Raw genomic sequence first — 17,074 nt, 5'->3', positions numbered from 1 at the left:
TCATTTTCGCGGGAGGCAGTCAGTGACTTGGTGACCCGCTCGGGTTCTTCGGCCCAGTCGGTTATTGAGAGATCGCCTCGGCCGGCGGGTTGATGTTGTTCTTGAACTCGGTCGGAGTCTGGCAGTCCTGGCTCGAGCGCGGCCGAACCTCGTTGTAGTGACGTCGCCAGGTTTCGATCACAGAGACGGTTGCGCCGTGCCGCTCTATCCAGTTTGAGAGCCGCAGGCCATTGAGCTTGCCGAAGCGGAGGTGCTCAGGCCGCTCCGACATCGCCCGCGCCGTGCGCTTTCTCGAACACGAACCCATCGTAACCCCCGGCCGCCACGTCCGCGATGCGCTGGTAGTATATCGAGCCGCCCAGGTACGCGGAGAAGTAGCGGGGCTTGCCCGGAACGTTCGCGCCGGTCCACCAGGAAGCCGTCCGAGGGAAGAGCGTGGCGTCGGCGAGCGCGTTGACCTCGTTGGCCCAGGCTTCTTCGCTGTCGGCCGAGGCCTCGACTGCGCCAAGGTTCCGGTCGCGCAGACGGCGCACTAGTTCTCCGATCCAGCCCATCTGCCGCTCGGCGCCTAGCGGCATGTTGTAGAACACGCCGGGCGACCCGGGCCCGTGAATCATGAACAGATTGGGGAAGCCGCCGATCGTGAGGCCCAGGTAGTTGTGGAACCGATCGGTCCACCGCTCCTTCAGGCTCATCCCCCCCCGCCCCTTCGGGTTGAGGCGCAACATCGAGCCACTGATGGCATCGTAGCCGGTCGCTAGAACGAGCATGTCGATAGGGTGCTCGCCTGTCCGCGTCACCACACTCGCCTCCGTGAACCGCTCGATGGGATCCCCGCGCAGGTCCACCAACGTGACGTTGTCGCGGTTGTAGGTCTCGAAGTAGCCGTCTTCGAGGATCGGACGCTTGGTCATCACGAAGTGGTCCGGCATCAACTTGTCGGCGATCGCAGGCTCGCGCACGATCCCGCGAATCTTGGCGCGCACGAAATCGGCGAGCGACTTGTTGGCTTCCTCACTGAACGCAATGTCGTTGTAGCTCTCCAGGAAGAACTTGAAGCTCCCCTGCTGCCACAGCTTTTCGTACAGTTCCTCGCGCTCCTCCGGGGTCGCCTCGAGGGCCGAACGCGAGTGGGGGTCGAAAGGGAAGCCACCCATATGCGCGAGCATCTTCGCCTTGACGGCTTCCCAACCCTCTCTCGCCTCCGCCATGTCGTCGGGAGTGAGGGCGCGATTCCCAGCAGGAAATGCGAATTGCGCCGTACGCTGGAGCACCGTCACGTGCGCCGCTTCCTTGGCGATCTCGGGGATCGCCTGGATCCCGGAGGAGCCTGTCCCGATCACGGCCACGCGCTTGCCCTCGAACGAAACCGGCTCATGAGGCCAGCGTCCGGTGTGGTAGCACTCGCCCGCGAAGTCGTTGATCCCCGGGATGTCGGGTAAGTTCGCCGTCGAGAGAGCGCCGACGGCACAGATCAGGAACTGGGCAGAGGCGCACACGCCCGTGCTGGTCTCCACAATCCAGCGCTGCGCCGCTTCGTCGTAGCGGGTGTCTTGCACCCAGGTCTCGAACTGGATGTCGCGGCGGAGGTCGAACCGATCGGCGACGTGTTCGAGATAGTCCAGCACCGCGGACTGCTCGGACTGCGTCTCTCCCCAGTCCCACTCCTGCATGAGCTCGTCCGAGAACGTGTAGCAGTAAAAGGGGCTGCCCGGACCATCGACTCGCGCACCCGGGTAGCGGTTGTACCACCAGGTGCCCCCCACGTCGCTGGCGCCGTCGTAGACGCGCACCGAGAGGCCCATCTCGCGCAGGTGGTGCAGGGCATACATGCCGCTGACACCCGCGCCGATAATCACCGCGTCGTAGTGTTCGGCAGGCCTGCTCGTTCGCGAAGACTGATTCTCGTTCGTCACTCTCTTTACTCCTGCGCGCTGCGCGCCGATGCGGCCCTGGAACCCGTGTGTCGCCGCAGATGGAGAGACTCCACCCGCGCCCGGAAGAGGATGCTCCAGGCCCCGACGTCTAGGAGCGCCGTTGCTAGAAACGCAGCGCCCCACGGCGCCATGGCCGGAGGCTCACCGTAAGCGGCTTCATGGGTATCCATGATCGACTGAGCAATCCCTTTCAATTCCTCGATGTGTCCCGAATCGTAGGCGTACGTGGTCAGATTCACGCCGTAAATAGCGTTCAACCACACCAGCCGCCCCAACTCTATGAGGATGTCCCGGCGTGACCAAACGAATCCGCGTAGATGGCCTCGCCCGTTTCGCGGACCAGGAAGTCGACGTCATTCAGGCTGCCCGCTGCGGACAGCAGTCGAAGTTCCAACGCGCTCTAGCCGTAGGGTATGCAGAAGAGGTCCACGCCCGGGTCGAGTGTACCAAGGGTATCGATGAGGTCGTGCCAGGCAGTCGAGTGACCTCGGTGCCAGGTGCTTGCGTAAGCGGCGGCGCCGGTGCTCTCGGGGTTCGTCCCCGAGGGTAGCGCGAGAGCAAAGCTCGTATTTGGATTCTGCGCCAGCGCGTACTCGACCCAATTCTCATAGCCCTCCGACGTGGGATAACTCGGGTGATAGGTCATGCCGAACAACTCGACATCACCGGTGTCGAGGAGGGTCTGGATATCGGCACGTTTGGCGGCGTTTTCCCAAAGCGACTGGGGTGCCCGGTTGGCGCCAGAGAAAGCTCGCGGCCGAAGCCACTGATCAGAATGCTTCGGCGGATAGGAACCTGATCGGATCGGACCAGTCGAGCCCTCCATCCGAAGTAGAATGGCAAGTGGAGGGGGGATCGAATGCGACGACGAGCCGAGCCTCAACCCAGCCTCACCCTCGAGCGTCCCGGCATGGCGAAGTCGGAAAGGGACCGATTCGTGTCGCTGCGGGCGCGTGACGTCAACGGCAACGGCACACGCACCGGCGACTGGAACGTGGTGCTCGTCTCGGCCGATCTTGCGATGCAAGACACGAGCGGGCTTGCCTTCGAGGACGCTGCGCTTGGCAGGCAAGATCCGGTGTTCTCGATGGGAATCGCCATCGCGGGCCTTATGCCCGAGCGCCGATCAATCGTGGCGACCGTGTCCTACCACAACAAGCCCCGTCCCAGCATCATCACCCGCTACCGCAACTAGTGCCTGGACTGACCGGACCCGCCGCGGGATCCCCGAAAGCCCGGAATGCTATTTGGAATCCATTCAGCTACTTCCAGGCCCGAATATGGTCGAAACGAAACCGCTGAAGCCCAATACGTTTTTCATTGAAGTGTCTGGGGCCGGTCTTCCCGAAGTCGACGGTCTCTTCCTACCTTCAACGGCTCCTCCCACCGAATCTGAATCCGGGACCGTATCCAGTCTCGGCTATTGGAACGGCAAGATGGCCTGGGATCGTGCCGATGGGAGATCTTCCAGAAGCCCGGCTCTTTCTTATTCCGACAGCTACAAGTCGTGGAGAATCTGTCGCCTTGACGGTCACCTCGCGTACGACATGACCTGTGAAGATGAGCTGCCGCCCACTGACACAGAGTGGCACGTCTACAAGATGGGAGTCGCCCCGGCGCCCAAGTTGGTGCTTCACCACTACGACCCCAGACAGCCCTGCCCCAAGCCCAACGTCGTTTTCGTTCTTGGCGGACCGGGTGCCGGAAAGGGAACCATGTGTGAGCTCGCTCAGTCGCAACTGGGCTGGACTCACTTGTCCACCGGAGACCTGCTTCGCGCCGAGCGCGAAGCGGGAGGGCCGGCTGCGGCTACCATTGAGGAGTCGATTGCCGCCGGAAAGTTGGTGTCCAACGAAATCGTCGTCACTCTGCTCCACAACGCCATAGAGGAGGTCACAAGGAAGACGGGCAAGAGCAACTTCCTTCTCGATGGTTTCCCACGCTCCCTGGACAATTTGGAAGCATGGTATGAAATCTTCGGCCGCGAGGCTGAACTTCCAAAGATGCTGTACTTTGAGTGTCCCTACGATGTCCTCGAAAAGCGCATCATGGGCCGCGCGAAGTACTCAGGCCGAAGTGACGACAATGTCGAGAGCATGAAGCTCAGGTTCGATACTTTCAAGGCCGAGACTCTGCCCACCGTTGAGCTCTTCAAGAGCAAAAAGAAGTGTGTCGAAGTCGATACTAGCCAAGACCGAGAGGCCGTCTATGCGCTCGTGGTAAACCACCTCGCCGAGTACACCGACCCTGGATTGGCTGCGAATCCGCTCACGGAAAGAGCTGAGATTCTCTTGGGCTTGAGGCCTTACCCTGGGAACGGTGGGTGAGGGAAGTTCGAAAAGGAAAAAATGGTGCACGTCGTCAAAGACGTCGGGACAGATGGGCCTGATTTATAAGAGATACTTCGGCCCCAAAGATCCCGACTCAGCTGACGATGGACAGCCGAAGAGAAGCGCGTTCAGGCCGAACCGACCCGTTCGGATCGAGCGCCTCGGGGTGAGGCCGAGCAAGCGCCCTATCCGATCATGCGGCATAGTGGTCAGCTCCTGTCTCGAAAAAGACAGGGAGAGATAACCGGGCGGCAGGCCACCAGCACTCGATCCAGGTCGTCGCGGATCAGGTAGGCTACGCCACCGACTATTAGGACGGACACTGCACGTCTATGCCCGATAAGGCACCGTTCTGTCACCCCAGCGGCAAAAAGGCGCTTCATGTCGACTACCCGCATGGCCGCTTCGCGAGCGACCGGTCGAGCCCCCAGCTCCGCACCCCATTCCAGGGGTTAGAGGCCCTCGCTTCGACACGACTCCGTGATATGAGGCGCCGAGCAAGGAGGGCTTCTCTCGATGTACCGAGGCGAGACATGACCCGCGGGGCGGGTGCAGTCGCAGTCTGCGTGGCAATCGTGGTTCTGCACGTCCTAGCCGCCGAAGCGGGAGCGCAGGCGCCCACCGCCCCCGAGGCCCCGGCCGAGTACCAACGGCAAGGACTCCCCGCGACCGATCCCTCGGGTACGACGGACGAGGTCGACGCGGCCACCGCGGAAGTCGAAGCGGCGGCGGCCGGCGAGCCCACGGGCCTCGACCACCAAGCCAAGAGCCGAATCGAAGAAATCGTCGTCCGCGCTCGTCGCCGGGCGGAAGCGCTCGAGGACACCCCGGTCTCGGTGACCGCGCTCAACGCCTCGAACCTCCGCGACTCGGGCATCTACCGCCTGGATCAGGTCGCGGAGTTGGTGCCGAACCTCCAGTACACCAACAACATCGTTGGCAACCTGGCCACGTTCCGAATCCGCGGAGTCGGCACCGCGAACTGGGAGATCCAGTTCGATCCGGGCGTCGCCATCTACCTCGATGGGGTCTTCCTCCCTCGCGCGTCGGGATCGCTTCTGAGCGTGGTGGACGTCCAGCAGGTCGAGGTGTTGCGCGGTCCGCAGGGGACGCTCTTCGGAAAGAACAGCGTGGGTGGTGCCATCAACATGACCACCGTGAAGCCGCAGCCCAACTTTGAAGGCTTCGCGCTGGTTCGACCCGGCAATTTCAGCTCCCTCGAGACCCAGGTGATGCTGAACATCCCGATCTTCGAAGACCGTGTGTTGAGCCGCTTCGCCTTCTTCACCGCGAATCGGAACGGCTATCTCTTCAACACGGCTCAGAACACGACGTACAACAATCGAGACGAGATGACCTTCCTCGGCGGCCTCCGCTTCCTCGTGGACGACGCGACAACCATCGACCTGACGGGAACCTGGGGGCGCTCCCACGTTCGGAGTCGCGGCGGAAAGTGCATCGTCGTCGACGACGACGCCGCTCTCTCCCCGCTGTACGGCCCCCAGTTCTATCCGGAGTGCCGGCGCACGACCCTCTTCGAGAACGATCAAAACATCCAGGGCCTCTCCGACATCGAGAGTTACGGGACCTGGGGTGTACTGAACCACGAGATCGGAGAGCTCTGGGAGCTCGACGACCTCTCGGTGAAGGCGATCGGCGCCTGGAACGAACAGCGCCCGCGGGTGCGCTTCGATGTCGACGGGACGTCCGCCGACGTCGTCTGGCAGTCGACGGCCGGCGGCTCGGTCTTCGACGGGCGCCCCGGCGAGCAGCAACAGGTTTCGGGCGAGCTGCAGCTGAACGGCAGCGCGCTCGACGGGCGACTCGTCTTCGTGACGGGCCTGTTCGCACAGTGGGAGACGGCGACCGACGAGCGGGCCACGAACGTGGGGCCCCCGCTGAACCAGCACAACACGAATGCGTCCAAGATCAAGAACTGGACGTGGGCTCCGTACCTCCAGGCGACCGCAGACGTGACGGACTGGCTGAGCCTAACCGGCGGCATTCGCTACACCGAAGACAAGAAGTCTCTTCTCCTGACGCAGTTCGTTCCCGATACGGGCCAGGTCCTGCTCAAGCCGGTAAGCGACTCGAGGCTGTTCACCGCCTGGACTCCGATGGCAAGCATTGCCTCGACACTGCCCGAGGATCTCCTGCCAGGTTGGACCGATCACCTCATGGGGTACTTCACCTACTCGCAGGGCTTCAAAGGAGGTGGCTTCAACGCACTCCCCGGCGGCCAGAACGAGGAAGGCGTCGACGCACTGGCGGCGCCGTTCGAACCGGAGACGCTCGAAAGCTTCGAGATCGGCTTCAAGACGATCCTGTTCGACAACCGGCTCACCTTCAATGCGTCGTTCTTTCTCGCCAAGTACGAGGACATCCAACGAATCTCGGCCCGGATCGTCGGTGAGGGACCCGAGGGCATTCCGATCTACCAGCGCATCACAGAGAACGCGGCAGAGGCGACCACCAAGGGCTTCGAGCTCGAGACGCTGGCCTATCCGATCGACGGCCTACAGATCACCGGCAACATCGGCGTCACCGATGCCCGGTACGACGACTTCCCCGACGCGATCAGCGCCCTGACCGACGAGATCATCGATCGGAGCGGAGAGCGGTTCAACCGGGTGCCGGAGTTCACGAGCTTTGTCGCCGTTCAGTACTCCTTGGCCGTCGAAGCAGACGGTCCGGAGATCCTCACAGGTTGGCTCACGCCGCGCCTCGAGTGGTACTACCAGAGCAGCATGTTCGTGACGGCTCCCGAACTGGTGGACACGTTCCAGCCGGGATACAATCTCCTGAACGCCCGGCTCTCGTACGTCTTCTGGGATGATCGAGCGCAGATCGCGCTCTGGGGAAAGAACCTGGCCGACCAGACGTACATCGACTTCACGGTCCCCGCCGTATCCACCTTCGGCTTCCTCGTGAACTACCCAGGCCTACCCCGGACGTGGGGCGGTGAGATCTCGTACCGGTTCTAATGTCCGACGCGCGCCCGTCCATTCTCCCCACCTCCACGATCTTCGCCTACTGCCTGCCGAGCACGGGGCTCGGGCTCGTGATGATGCTGTTCAGCATCTACCTCATGAAGTTCAGCACCGACGTGCTCCTGATCGCGCCGGCGGCGATGGGCACACTGCTGGGGCTCGGACGCTTCTGGGACGCGGTATCGGATCCAGTCGCCGGCTACCTCTCCGACCGGACGATGTCCCGCAGCGGCCGGAGACGCACCTGGATGCTCGCCTCTGCAGTCCCGCTCGCCGCGACGTTCGTGATGGTGTGGGCGCCTCCTGAAGCCCTCACGGGGTTTGCGCTCATCCTCTGGATGGGCGCCGCGCTGTTCGCCTTCGAGACAGCAAGCACGGCATTCGCAATTCCCTACGGCGCGCTCGGGCTGGAACTGACGACGGCCTACCACGAGCGCACCCGGTTGTTCGCCTACCGCCACGTCCTCCAGGCCATAGGCGCACTCCTGGGTCTGGGCGGAGTCTATCTTCTGCGAACAGCCGCAGTGCCGCGCACGATGGCCTTTTGGGTCTCCCTCTTCGCCGGAGTCGCCATGGCGACAGCGATCGGCATCGCCGTCACGCGGCTCCGCGAGCCACTCGCGCATCAAGGACGTGGATCAGTCCGCATCACCAAGGCGTTCGCCGACGTCTTCCGGAACGAACCGGGCCGCCTGCTCTTCGTCGTCTACGGCATCGAGACGTTCGGGATGACCAGCGTCACGATGCTCTCCCCGTACATCATGCAGTACATCGTGCTCGCCCCCGACCTTACCGAAGCACTCATTCTCGTGTACTTCCTTCCCCAGGTCGGGCTGACGCCACTCTGGGTCCGTCTCGCGCGCCGCTTTGGAAAGAAGAAGCTCTGGCTCATGGCCATGGTCTTTCAGGCCGCCGGCTTCTTCGCGATGTTCTGGGTCGGAGAGGATGGCTACGTCCTCTTGTTCGTCATCCTCTTCCTGATCGGCGTCGGAGGGGGTTGCAGCCTGGTCGTGGCGCCGGCCATCCAAGCCGACGTCGTCGACTACGACGAGTTCCTGACCCACGAGCGAAAGGAGGGCGCGTACTTCGCGATCTGGAACATGATCCGCAAAGGCGCGTTCGGGGTCGGGGCGATCCTCACCGGGACCCTGCTCCAGTGGGTCGGCTTCCAGCCAAACGTCGAACAGACCGAGACGACGAGGACGGCGATGCTTGCTCTCGTCGGGATCTTACCGGGCGCCTGCTACCTGGCGGGTGCCCTACTGTTCACCCGCTTCGGGCTGAACGAGCCGGAGCACGCGGCCATCGCGGCCGAACTCGAAGCGCGGTCACCGCCCGGGGCCGGGTGAGGGCCGGAGCTTCCCCTTCGGCCGGCTCGCCGACCGCTCGACCCGGCCGTGGGCGGTTCGCCCAAGGCCGGCTTCGCTCGCGCGAGCTCCTGTGATAGCGGCGAGAAGAGAAAATCTTTAGGTTCGGGAGGTAGCCATGCAGCAGGAACAGCTCCAAGCACATCTCGATAGAGTCGCCGAGGACGGATTCACAATCCTTGAGAACGTGTTCGACCAAGAGCGCGCCGACGCCTTCCGCGCGCGGGTCCGATCGATCGAGCACGACACTCTCCTACCCCTCGAGCCAGGAGAGACCGAGGCCGACAGCTCGTTCTATCGCACGGCCGGCCTCCTGCGCATCGATCCTGTGTTCTGGGACGTCCCGATCGATCCGACCGTCACTCAGGTGGTCGAGGGTCTCCTCGGCGCGGACTTCCTGCTCTCTACGTTCTCCGGGATCGACCTCAAGCCGAACGGCGGCAACATCCAGCCCTTGCACCCGGACGACGCGCTCGTGCCGGTGCCGAGGCCACACGAACGCCCGGTCGGTTGTACGGCCATGTGGGTCGTCACGGACTTCAACCAGAGCACCGGCGGAACGCGAGTGCTGCCAGGGAGCCACCGCGACTCGCTGGACCTACTCTTCTCGCAGGACGAGGAACGCCTCAGTAGGGCGATCCAACCCGATCTAAAGCCGGGTAGCGTGCTCCTCTTCGACCACGCACTCTTCCATGGCGCCTCCGACAATCCATCTGGCGACTGGCGGCTCGGGCTCCAGGTGTCGTACCACGCAGGCTGGGTGCGCCCGTACACGAACTGGTTCCGATCGATCCCGATCGATGAGGTCCGCCGATTCCCCGAGAGGCTCCAGGATCTGCTCGGCTACAAGACGTACAATGGTATCGGCAGCGTGAACCAACAACCCGGCTCATACCGGGAGAGCTACAGCGGGAAGGGCCGTCCCCGCCCGCCTCGCCTACCTCTGGACTGAAACGCCCGACCGCCGCTCCGGCTTTGCCGCGCCGATTTTTCGTGGGCCCGGAAGAGGCGAACATTGACATCTTCTGCGCGAACTCAGCCGGTGAGCGCTCCGAGCCCCGACCCTCCGATGGGTCGAGAGAACCGCAACCGGGAGCTCAACCCTTTGGAAGCACGCCTTCCACGGGGGGCGGATCCAGTTCGTCACCCAGCGCCGCGCGCAGCGGCGTTTGGTTCTCGATCATCTGCGTCTTCATCCGCTCGATGAACGCCTTGTACTCCCGTCGTCCGCGGATAGCCGACATGAAGCGCCTCTTTGCCGTTTGGATGACATAACGGCGCCTCATCGGGCATAGACGTGCAAGGCCCGGCCTAATGGCCGGGCGAGATCGGCCCCCCCCCCGGAACGAGCGTGTCGGAGGACCTCGAGTCCCGTCAGATCTCCCAGAGTGAGGCCCAGTCAAACCGCCGCGAGGGAGGTGCGATCGAGCTTCAGGAATTCAACACCGTCCTCACAGCAAACGGGCTCTATCCCGAGGGAGGTGAGCCACGCGGCCAGGAGCTTCCGGGGAGGAGGTCGTCGTCGACGACCGCGACCCGAGGCGCCCCAAGTTGGTCTCGACTAGACTCAACCCTCACCCGCAACCCCTGCGGTCGCGGAGGCCGGAGATCATCCCAAGGCCCGCGCCGTTCGCTTTCTGATTTCGAGACGGCCGACTTGCTCGCGCGATGACTTCCAACGTTACTTCTTCGTCTCAATCCGAGACACCTAGTGGCTCAATGAGATCATGCTCAGACAATACCGATTCTCATTTTGAACTGAATTCCAGACTGATTGAGCAAAGCGTCTTCGCGACAACGCTCTAGCCTAAAGACCTCCATCACGATTCCACGATGGAGAGTCGCTCGAAGACCAGGCGGGCCCTAGGACACAGACAAACTGCGTCGGACGTTCGTGAGCAGCCCGAGGGAATCCTTCTGGAGAAAACGAACACAACCTGGGCGGAAGCGACTGCTTTGAAGAGCACATGTCGCCAAAATCTGTTCCCGTGAATGATCAGCGAACCGATGCACTTGCAGCCCGAAAACGCCGAGCACTACGAGTGCTGACGCGCGATGCGGTCCACTCATTGGGCGGGGGTCGGCTATCCGCCAAGACGTCGGGATCTTTGACGGCGTCTACCTCGTCCTCGCGGAGTGGGCGCGCAATTTCGCGCATCGTCGGCTCGATCTGGCGAGGGAGCCAGCCAACGCCCATCAGCGAGCAGCGGCGATATGGTCGTGCTTGCGAGTCTGTGGAGCCGGGTTCGCGACCACCCATACGAGCCGTGGGGTGCCCAGGACCTCCCGGCGAACTTGGGCGTTTCACGGGTCCCCTTGCACCGCACTAGTCATTCGGCGCTACTGAGTCGGGCCCGGCCAGACCGTGGAGAACATCCGAATGGAGGAAACGAAACGCCTTCTCTCGGAAAGCTGAACCCAAACAGCTCCTAAATGTAGATCGGCTCTCTGGCGAAACGAGCCCTAAAGAACGGGGCCCGGATGCCGATGTTCTAGCTCTACTCTCAAGGCTTAAAGTACCCTCAGAGGAGTTCACCCTTCATGAAATGCAAGGTCTTGTTCTGCCGATCTCTACCACTCGTACTCGCCGCGCTCCTGGTTGGCTGTGGCGACTCCGAGAGTGAATCCCAGGGGACCAACAATTCGCGAACCATTGAACTCCTGCGGAGGTTGGACTGGGATACGTCCACCCCCGAATGGGTCAAGGTCGAGCCCGAGGGAGGGTTCCCTGCCCTGCTCGCGGATCCGAACTTTCGCGACCCCGTGCGTCAGATCAACACCTTCGCCGTGTTCGCCGACTGGTTCTACCGATGCCTTCCGACGGACTCGGACACGAAGCACTTCCTCGAGTATTTCATGGCGACTGCGTACGACAGTGAAGACTTCATCTGGAACCAGCGAGGCCTTCTGCCTTCCGGGTACGAGGCGGCCCTCCCGGTCGTGCGTGGGTCAGCGGAATACCTCCCCGGCGTATCCTCCTGGACAACCGACAGCGAGCGAGGTCGGGAGTTTCCCGTTTTGAATTCGGCCGCAGCCGATTCCATCATCGGGCTGGTCATGAAGCAGGTGCCGAAAGATTTCTGCGCGATCGGATTCGGTCAGTGGCAACAAAATTACGTCTCCGGTTCGATTCTCACCCTGCCATGGTCCGTACCGGTCGACACGGATCAAAACCCGGTCGTCTTCCAAGATGATGCGGACGCAAGCGAAGCGGTCAGCACCGGAAATCCGAATCGACACAAGTTCGTTCTCGGCCCCATAACCTGGCTGTCCATGGCGTTGGATGTGCGCGCCTGGGATAGGCAGTCTGAAAAATCAAGTTTCGAGAGCACGATCCTTCAAGGCCGAGAGCACTGGCAGCATCTCCACGAAAACGTTGGCGTCAACGAGGCTCTGTGTAAGCAGTTTACATCGGAGGAGGAAACTCAGGGGCCCTACCCGCCGGTGGTCAGCGACTTCATCAATCGCGTCATGAAATTTCTATGCAATCGGCCGGCCTCCTGCCAGAGCGAACTCGCGATGGAGTCGCTTGTCGAAGCAGTCGCCCTGACCCTGGAGGGGACTCTGTGCAAGCAACAGGGGCACGAGTGGAACTACATGACGTACGAGTCCGGTGTGGACGCACTACAGAGGGCGCAATCGTTTCTGAGAGACGAGTCTACGCCGACCAAGGGTCCCAATGTCCAAGCAATCAACCAAGCCGCCACTGTCGTACAGAAGTTCTACTTCGGAGAGGATTTCAGCAAGCGACCTTTCTCGAGCCCATTGATTTCTCCGCTCCTCCCGCCCGCCACCGTGATTCCAGGCTCTTCGACGACCAGCCACTAGGGCCGACTCGATCGAGACGGCCCCCGGGGAGAAGGCGGGTCGTGCTTCATCCTCATGCGTACGAAAAGGGGCAGAGTAGGCTAGTCGAAAGAAACGTTCGTCGGCGTGATGAAGCCGTTGATGAACGATTCGACGTCGGTAGTCGGATCTTAGAAAGTCGATTCGCAGTTCTGCAAATCGAGCTCACCTTGGGTGCTCGATGCAAGCGGCAGGTCGCTTATCGTCCCACGAACCGAGCCGCCATTGCAGCTGTGAACGTTCGTGCTGTCGGCTTCGGCTGCGGCGGTCTTGGCCACGCGGGCTGCGCGGCGGTCTCCCAGCCAGGCGAAAACCGCGTCGGCGCCCGCGGGGTAGTCCAACTCGCCTCCGGGCTCCGGCAAGCCCTGTGACGAGGCCGGGGCGGGGATCCCATTCCCAGCGGCCGTCTTTGCTGCCCCGACGGTGCCCGAAATCAAGTTGATCACGATACTCACGGTCTGGCCTTCGTTGACTCCTGAGATCACGAAGTGCGGCGGGGCGTGCGCTCCGCGAGCCAGCCCTCGATTCCTGCCAGCATTTGCCCAACGCGGAGAAGAGCCGGCCGAATTGCGGAATCGAGGTGCCCCTGGTCCGCGCGACCAAAGCCTCGAGGCCAATAGGTCGCTCCGAAGAAGACAAACGCGACGAGCAATCGTCGTCAGCAGGCGCGACCGGCCTGGAAATCACGCGACCACACCGAAAGCACGAAAAGTACATAGGCGAGATAAAAAGGCGGAACGAGTCGGAAAGCCAGAGCAAACCCGGCGTGTCGAATTACCTCCCGATTCCACTCGCCGGAGAAAAACATGTCGGGAGCACGGGCCGCCTCATTCCTCGTCATCTCGATCGGTCGCTGTATGATCTCAGACCACACTCTTTCCGCCCCAACACTAGAGAAAAGCCAATCCCGATTCGCGCGAAAAGCCCGGCGAGCAGCATCCATCCTTCATCCAGGGGATTGATACCGTTATGGATGAACAGCGACTCGAAGTAGAGACCGAATCCGGCCAGAAACAAGAGCCGTAGTCAGAGAAGCCTACCTGAGCCGGAGCGATCTTCGGATGGGATCTCCATGCTTCTAGAATCGGGCGAGCCCAGTGCTCACCGAGGAACTTTCGTGTCGTACGCAGACGATACGGCGCTCGCCTTAGCCGGTCACTCTGCTGCCGACCAGCCGCGAGGAAAAAACTCACAATCCGAAACGGTGCGACTTCCCTTCTAGGCAGAGACTTTGCCAGAGCTCGTCCTCGTCGGGCGCATGCGCCCGACGTCCCATCAGGAAATCAAGCAACTTTGAGAAAGAAGGCTCGTGCGTCAGACGTTCAAGGGTCATGCCTTCTCAGCCGTCCGCGACGGAGGAGTCTCCCGGGAACGTCCCCGGCCATTGATTTCTCTCGTGCGCCTTTCAGGTCCGGCAGCTTCGGCGCTGGGGCGATATGTAGCATGGCACCGGAGAGGGCGGAATGAACGGTTACGTCGGCGTACGTCGACCCGGGCAAATAAGCCGTTCATCTCGGCTACAGCCATCGACCTGGAATGCCGATTGCCGATAGCGGCATTCACTTTGGCGTGCGAACGGCCGCTCCGCGGCTCCGGCGCGGGCGGCGTGGGCCAAGACAAGGCTCTCCGAACCTCAAACCGCTCGCCCCCTCGCGCCGCCAGATACCATAATAGGGCCTTCCAGTTGCCTACCCCGTGCCGACACTCTCGCAGTGCGATCGCGCGAACTTCAGATTCGCGATTGTCGGGTTTGTCCTCGAAGGCCCAGGGGGTTCCCTCTTTCGAGCCGTCGGCGGGCTTCACGACCTGAGAGACCCAGAGTCGTCTAGACCGCAGGGAAGAGCGCCTCCCACGGGCTCGTTGCCCCGCCTGATCCCCGGCCCGCCGGGAGGGCACGGCAGCACACCGGCCCTGTTTGCCTGTCAAACAGGGCCTTTATGTTCCTTGCGCGCGGACCGGCCGGAGTGGTGAATCTGATTAGGGCGTTGGCCCGAGCCAAGGAGGACCGACTTCGCTAAGAAGCGTGTCATGGCGGGAGACCTAGCATCATTTGATCATGTTCTTTTCTATGGTCGGCCGTACGATACCGTCCTCGAAATGTTGCTTCTGCGCGAGGAGGATCTCGTCGGCACACGTATTCTGGACTGCCCTTCGGGCCCGGATGCCTTCGTCGCGGGGGCCAACGCCCGAGGCTTCGATGTCGTAGGTTGCGACCCGCTCTTCGCTGGTTCTGCCGCCGAGATTGCGAGTCTCGCCAGAAAAGACATCAACGACGCTTATGACAATGCGGTGGGTGGCCCGAACAGCGCACCCATCGGCCAGTTGAAAGCAGCACGTGACGAAAAGCTCCAAACGACGGAACTCTTCGCCGCCGACTTCGAGCAGGGCAAGGCCGAGGGCCGGTATGTCGAGGCGTCACTGCCGACTCTCCCTTTCGCTGACGACTCTTTCGATATCGTAGTCTCGGCTAACTTTCTGTTTGCCTACAGCCCTGCACGACTCGGAGGCGTTCTAACCTCTGACACCTTCGACCTGCATTTCCACCGCCGCGCGGTCCGTGAGCTGATGCGCGTGGCACGGCAGGAAGTTCGACTGTATCCGGTCTTGACGATCGAACGTCACCAACATCTTCACCCCTACGCTGCGCAGATCATCGGTCAGCTCGCCGCAGAGGGCTTGTCAATCAATCTTCAGGAGTCGCGAAAGGAAATGGACGGCATGCTGCATCAGGTGCTTATCCTCGAAAAGTCTCCCACCGCCTGAATCAGGTCACTTTTCTGGCTTCGCAAAACGGAGGACGAGAGTTCCTCTGCGCGGCTCGGCGTCCGGTAATTCCTTTTCGCATTTGGGGCAGCCTGTGTGCGAAATGTACTCGAATGGGCCTTCGTATCGGAATCCCGCGCCCGGGTACTCGTACTTCTTCATGCGGTAGAACAGAAGAAGCTCAAGGACACGTTCTCGGTGTTCGATTATCAGATAATTCTTCCGGCCGGACGACTGGCTGTCTCGTTCGAGCACGTCTCCATCGAGTTTGTCGCTGTACTCCGTGCGGTCTGGCTTCTTTTTCTCCGTGACGAAGAGCCAGACCGAATCGTGGCGGGCCGGCTGAAAGATGCCCGTGTTGATCGTTACGTTGGCGATGCCGAACGTCTCCTTCAGTCGCTTGCGGGCGTAGACGCCGCCAACGGTCTGGTGCTCGGTATGTCCTCATGCGGCCTCCAGGTCGATCTCCATTGGCGGCGCGCGCTCCAACGGGTGCCATCTAGGGTTTCTGCGAACAATCCCCCGCTTGAGCGCGCGCTGCCCCCACGCCGTGACACCGTTGCGCCCCGTGCCTGCCAGAATCTTTCGCTGGCCGGCCCTGCACCGCCGCTCAGCCCTGCATCCCCACCGCCCGACCGCTAAGCCGCAGGGCGTCCCAAGGGCCGCGCCGTCTCGGCGCGGGGCGGTCTCTGCCAATCTGTGGCCTTGTAGATCGGAAGATGCTCGGTCCGGGCCATGGCCTTCCCCCGCTCCGGTGGCCGTCGCCACGCGAAGAATCGCGACCGGCCAGCGTTCACGCGCCGGCCGGAATCAAAGGATCAAAGAACGAAGAGTCAAATCATCGACCTCACGAGCCGCCGCGTACGGCACGAACGTAGTGGCCGTAGCTCTTGACGTCGTCGATGACGTTGCCACCGGTGAAGCTCACGCCCCACCCGTTGCTCGGGTGGACCACGCCAGTACAGGACAACCAGTAGAACGACGAGACGGTCTCTCCTGGAATCGTCAGGCACGGCAATGTCCCGCAGGGAAGCGGTTCAATGAGAATCCCTTGCAGTTCCTCGACGGTCGGCAGACGCCAGTCGCACTTCGCCGCGAAGCAGCCCGTCGTCGCGACACCGCCCACCGACGTTCAGCCGTTCAGCGTACCCAGGAAGTCCACGAACACACCGCCCTCCGGGTCGCTGGACGTGTCGCTCCACGTGTACCGCCGCGCGAGGTCGTCATTGTCGTGGATCGACCCGTCATCGGTCTTCAGCTCCCACTGGGGCCCCGAGTCGAGGTCCGTCGCCGTCGTCCAGCCACCGGTACTCTTCCACCTTCTCCGCCGACGCGATCATCTTGTCGAAGTTCTCGGCGCACTTGGCAACGTCCGGCGTCTTGCCGAGAACCTCCTTCCCGCGCTCCGTCTGAAGGCACAGGTCGCGCTTGCCCAGCGCCAGCAGTTTCTTCTTCTGGCACTTCTCCTCGTCCGCAAGGCGAGGACCCACCTGCGATAAGACGCTCCATTAGGCCAGGGCCTACGGGCCTACCCGATCGGGCCCCGTTACGTGCGCCAACCGGCAAAAGGCGCTTCATGTCGGCCATCCGCCCGCACCTCGAGGACGGTCTGGGCCAAGGCGGGCTTCAAACGGTCGTTCTCGTCCTGAAGACGAAACATGCTGTGCCTTCCCCTGCGCCGGCAGTACGGAAGAGGTGTTCGCAGTGACGCCGCTCTTGAACAAGCGCGAAGGCGATGGACTCGACGATGCGGACGAAGAGCGCTTCGCCCCGCTGATCCGATCGCTGGCCGTGATTCTCGAGAGTTGGTGGGCGATGACCTGAGGGGACCTCCACAGGGC

General features: G+C 62.2%; 15 protein-coding genes. 7 read left to right on the top strand and 8 right to left on the bottom strand.

All coding sequences use genetic code 11. The features are described from left to right. Positions 1–61: 61 nt before the first annotated feature. The 4 genes from P8R42_15805 to P8R42_15790 all read right to left on the bottom strand — a co-directional run bounded on the left by P8R42_15805 (position 62) and on the right by P8R42_15790 (position 2,583). Complete coding sequence (locus tag P8R42_15805) at positions 62–271, bottom strand: hypothetical protein (GenBank protein MDG2306078.1); 210 nt, start codon at positions 269–271, stop codon at positions 62–64. Continuing rightward, a complete protein-coding gene (locus tag P8R42_15800; GenBank protein MDG2306077.1) occupies positions 255–1,916 on the bottom strand; it encodes an NAD(P)/FAD-dependent oxidoreductase in 1,662 nt (553 codons plus the stop codon). The genes P8R42_15805 and P8R42_15800 overlap by 17 nt, the downstream gene beginning before the upstream one ends. A 5-nt stretch (positions 1,917–1,921) precedes the next feature. Beyond that, positions 1,922–2,194, bottom strand: coding sequence for a hypothetical protein (locus P8R42_15795; GenBank protein MDG2306076.1), 273 nt, complete (start codon positions 2,192–2,194; stop codon positions 1,922–1,924). A gap of 143 nt (positions 2,195–2,337) precedes the next feature. Beyond that, on the bottom strand, positions 2,338–2,583 hold the full coding sequence (locus P8R42_15790) for a hypothetical protein (GenBank protein MDG2306075.1): 246 nt from the start codon (positions 2,581–2,583) through the stop codon (positions 2,338–2,340). A 291-nt stretch (positions 2,584–2,874) separates the two neighbouring features. Here P8R42_15790 and P8R42_15785 point away from each other — a divergent pair, with 291 nt between their 5' ends. The 5 genes from P8R42_15785 to P8R42_15765 all read left to right on the top strand — a co-directional run bounded on the left by P8R42_15785 (position 2,875) and on the right by P8R42_15765 (position 9,576). Continuing rightward, positions 2,875–3,132: a hypothetical protein gene (locus P8R42_15785; protein MDG2306074.1), complete on the top strand. Its 258-nt coding sequence runs from the start codon at positions 2,875–2,877 to the stop codon at positions 3,130–3,132. An 85-nt stretch (positions 3,133–3,217) separates the two neighbouring features. Beyond that, positions 3,218–4,264 carry a nucleoside monophosphate kinase gene (locus P8R42_15780; protein MDG2306073.1) on the top strand — a complete coding sequence of 349 codons (1,047 nt, stop codon included), beginning with the start codon at positions 3,218–3,220 and terminating at the stop codon, positions 4,262–4,264. A 536-nt stretch (positions 4,265–4,800) separates the two neighbouring features. Further along, the gene (locus tag P8R42_15775) at positions 4,801–7,251 is read left to right on the top strand and encodes a TonB-dependent receptor (GenBank protein MDG2306072.1); all 2,451 of its coding nucleotides are present in this window, start codon (positions 4,801–4,803) and stop codon (positions 7,249–7,251) included. Continuing rightward, positions 7,251–8,606, top strand: coding sequence for an MFS transporter (locus P8R42_15770; GenBank protein MDG2306071.1), 1,356 nt, complete (start codon positions 7,251–7,253; stop codon positions 8,604–8,606). The genes P8R42_15775 and P8R42_15770 overlap by 1 nt, the downstream gene beginning before the upstream one ends. Before the next feature lie 136 nt (positions 8,607–8,742). Continuing rightward, positions 8,743–9,576 carry a phytanoyl-CoA dioxygenase family protein gene (locus P8R42_15765; GenBank protein MDG2306070.1) on the top strand — a complete coding sequence of 278 codons (834 nt, stop codon included), beginning with the start codon at positions 8,743–8,745 and terminating at the stop codon, positions 9,574–9,576. 145 nt (positions 9,577–9,721) lie between these two features. On the opposite strand, the gene P8R42_15760 is transcribed toward P8R42_15765, so the two are convergent. Next, a complete protein-coding gene (locus P8R42_15760; GenBank protein MDG2306069.1) occupies positions 9,722–9,868 on the bottom strand; it encodes a hypothetical protein in 147 nt (48 codons plus the stop codon). A 1,297-nt stretch (positions 9,869–11,165) separates the two neighbouring features. On the opposite strand from P8R42_15760, the gene P8R42_15755 reads away from it, so the two are divergent. Beyond that, a complete protein-coding gene (locus P8R42_15755) occupies positions 11,166–12,452 on the top strand; it encodes a hypothetical protein (GenBank protein ID MDG2306068.1) in 1,287 nt (428 codons plus the stop codon). 149 nt (positions 12,453–12,601) lie between these two features. Here the strand turns inward: P8R42_15755 and P8R42_15750 are convergent, their stop codons facing one another. Next, positions 12,602–13,087: a 5'/3'-nucleotidase SurE gene (locus P8R42_15750; protein ID MDG2306067.1), complete on the bottom strand. Its 486-nt coding sequence runs from the start codon at positions 13,085–13,087 to the stop codon at positions 12,602–12,604. 1,411 nt (positions 13,088–14,498) lie between these two features. Here P8R42_15750 and P8R42_15745 point away from each other — a divergent pair. After that, on the top strand, positions 14,499–15,233 hold the full coding sequence (locus P8R42_15745) for a methyltransferase domain-containing protein (GenBank protein ID MDG2306066.1): 735 nt from the start codon (positions 14,499–14,501) through the stop codon (positions 15,231–15,233). A gap of 847 nt (positions 15,234–16,080) precedes the next feature. On the opposite strand, the gene P8R42_15740 is transcribed toward P8R42_15745, so the two are convergent. Then, the gene (locus P8R42_15740) at positions 16,081–16,359 is read right to left on the bottom strand and encodes a DUF1566 domain-containing protein (protein ID MDG2306065.1); all 279 of its coding nucleotides are present in this window, start codon (positions 16,357–16,359) and stop codon (positions 16,081–16,083) included. 118 nt (positions 16,360–16,477) lie between these two features. After that, the gene (locus P8R42_15735; protein ID MDG2306064.1) at positions 16,478–16,723 is read right to left on the bottom strand and encodes a hypothetical protein; all 246 of its coding nucleotides are present in this window, start codon (positions 16,721–16,723) and stop codon (positions 16,478–16,480) included. Between the last annotated feature and the right edge of the window lie 351 nt (positions 16,724–17,074).

The organism is Candidatus Binatia bacterium, from assembly GCA_029243485.1.
In the GTDB taxonomy this organism is placed as follows: domain Bacteria; phylum Desulfobacterota; class Binatia; order UBA12015; family UBA12015; genus VGTG01.
Note: the sequence above shows the minus strand (reverse complement) of the source record. Positions and strands in the feature narration are given on the sequence as shown.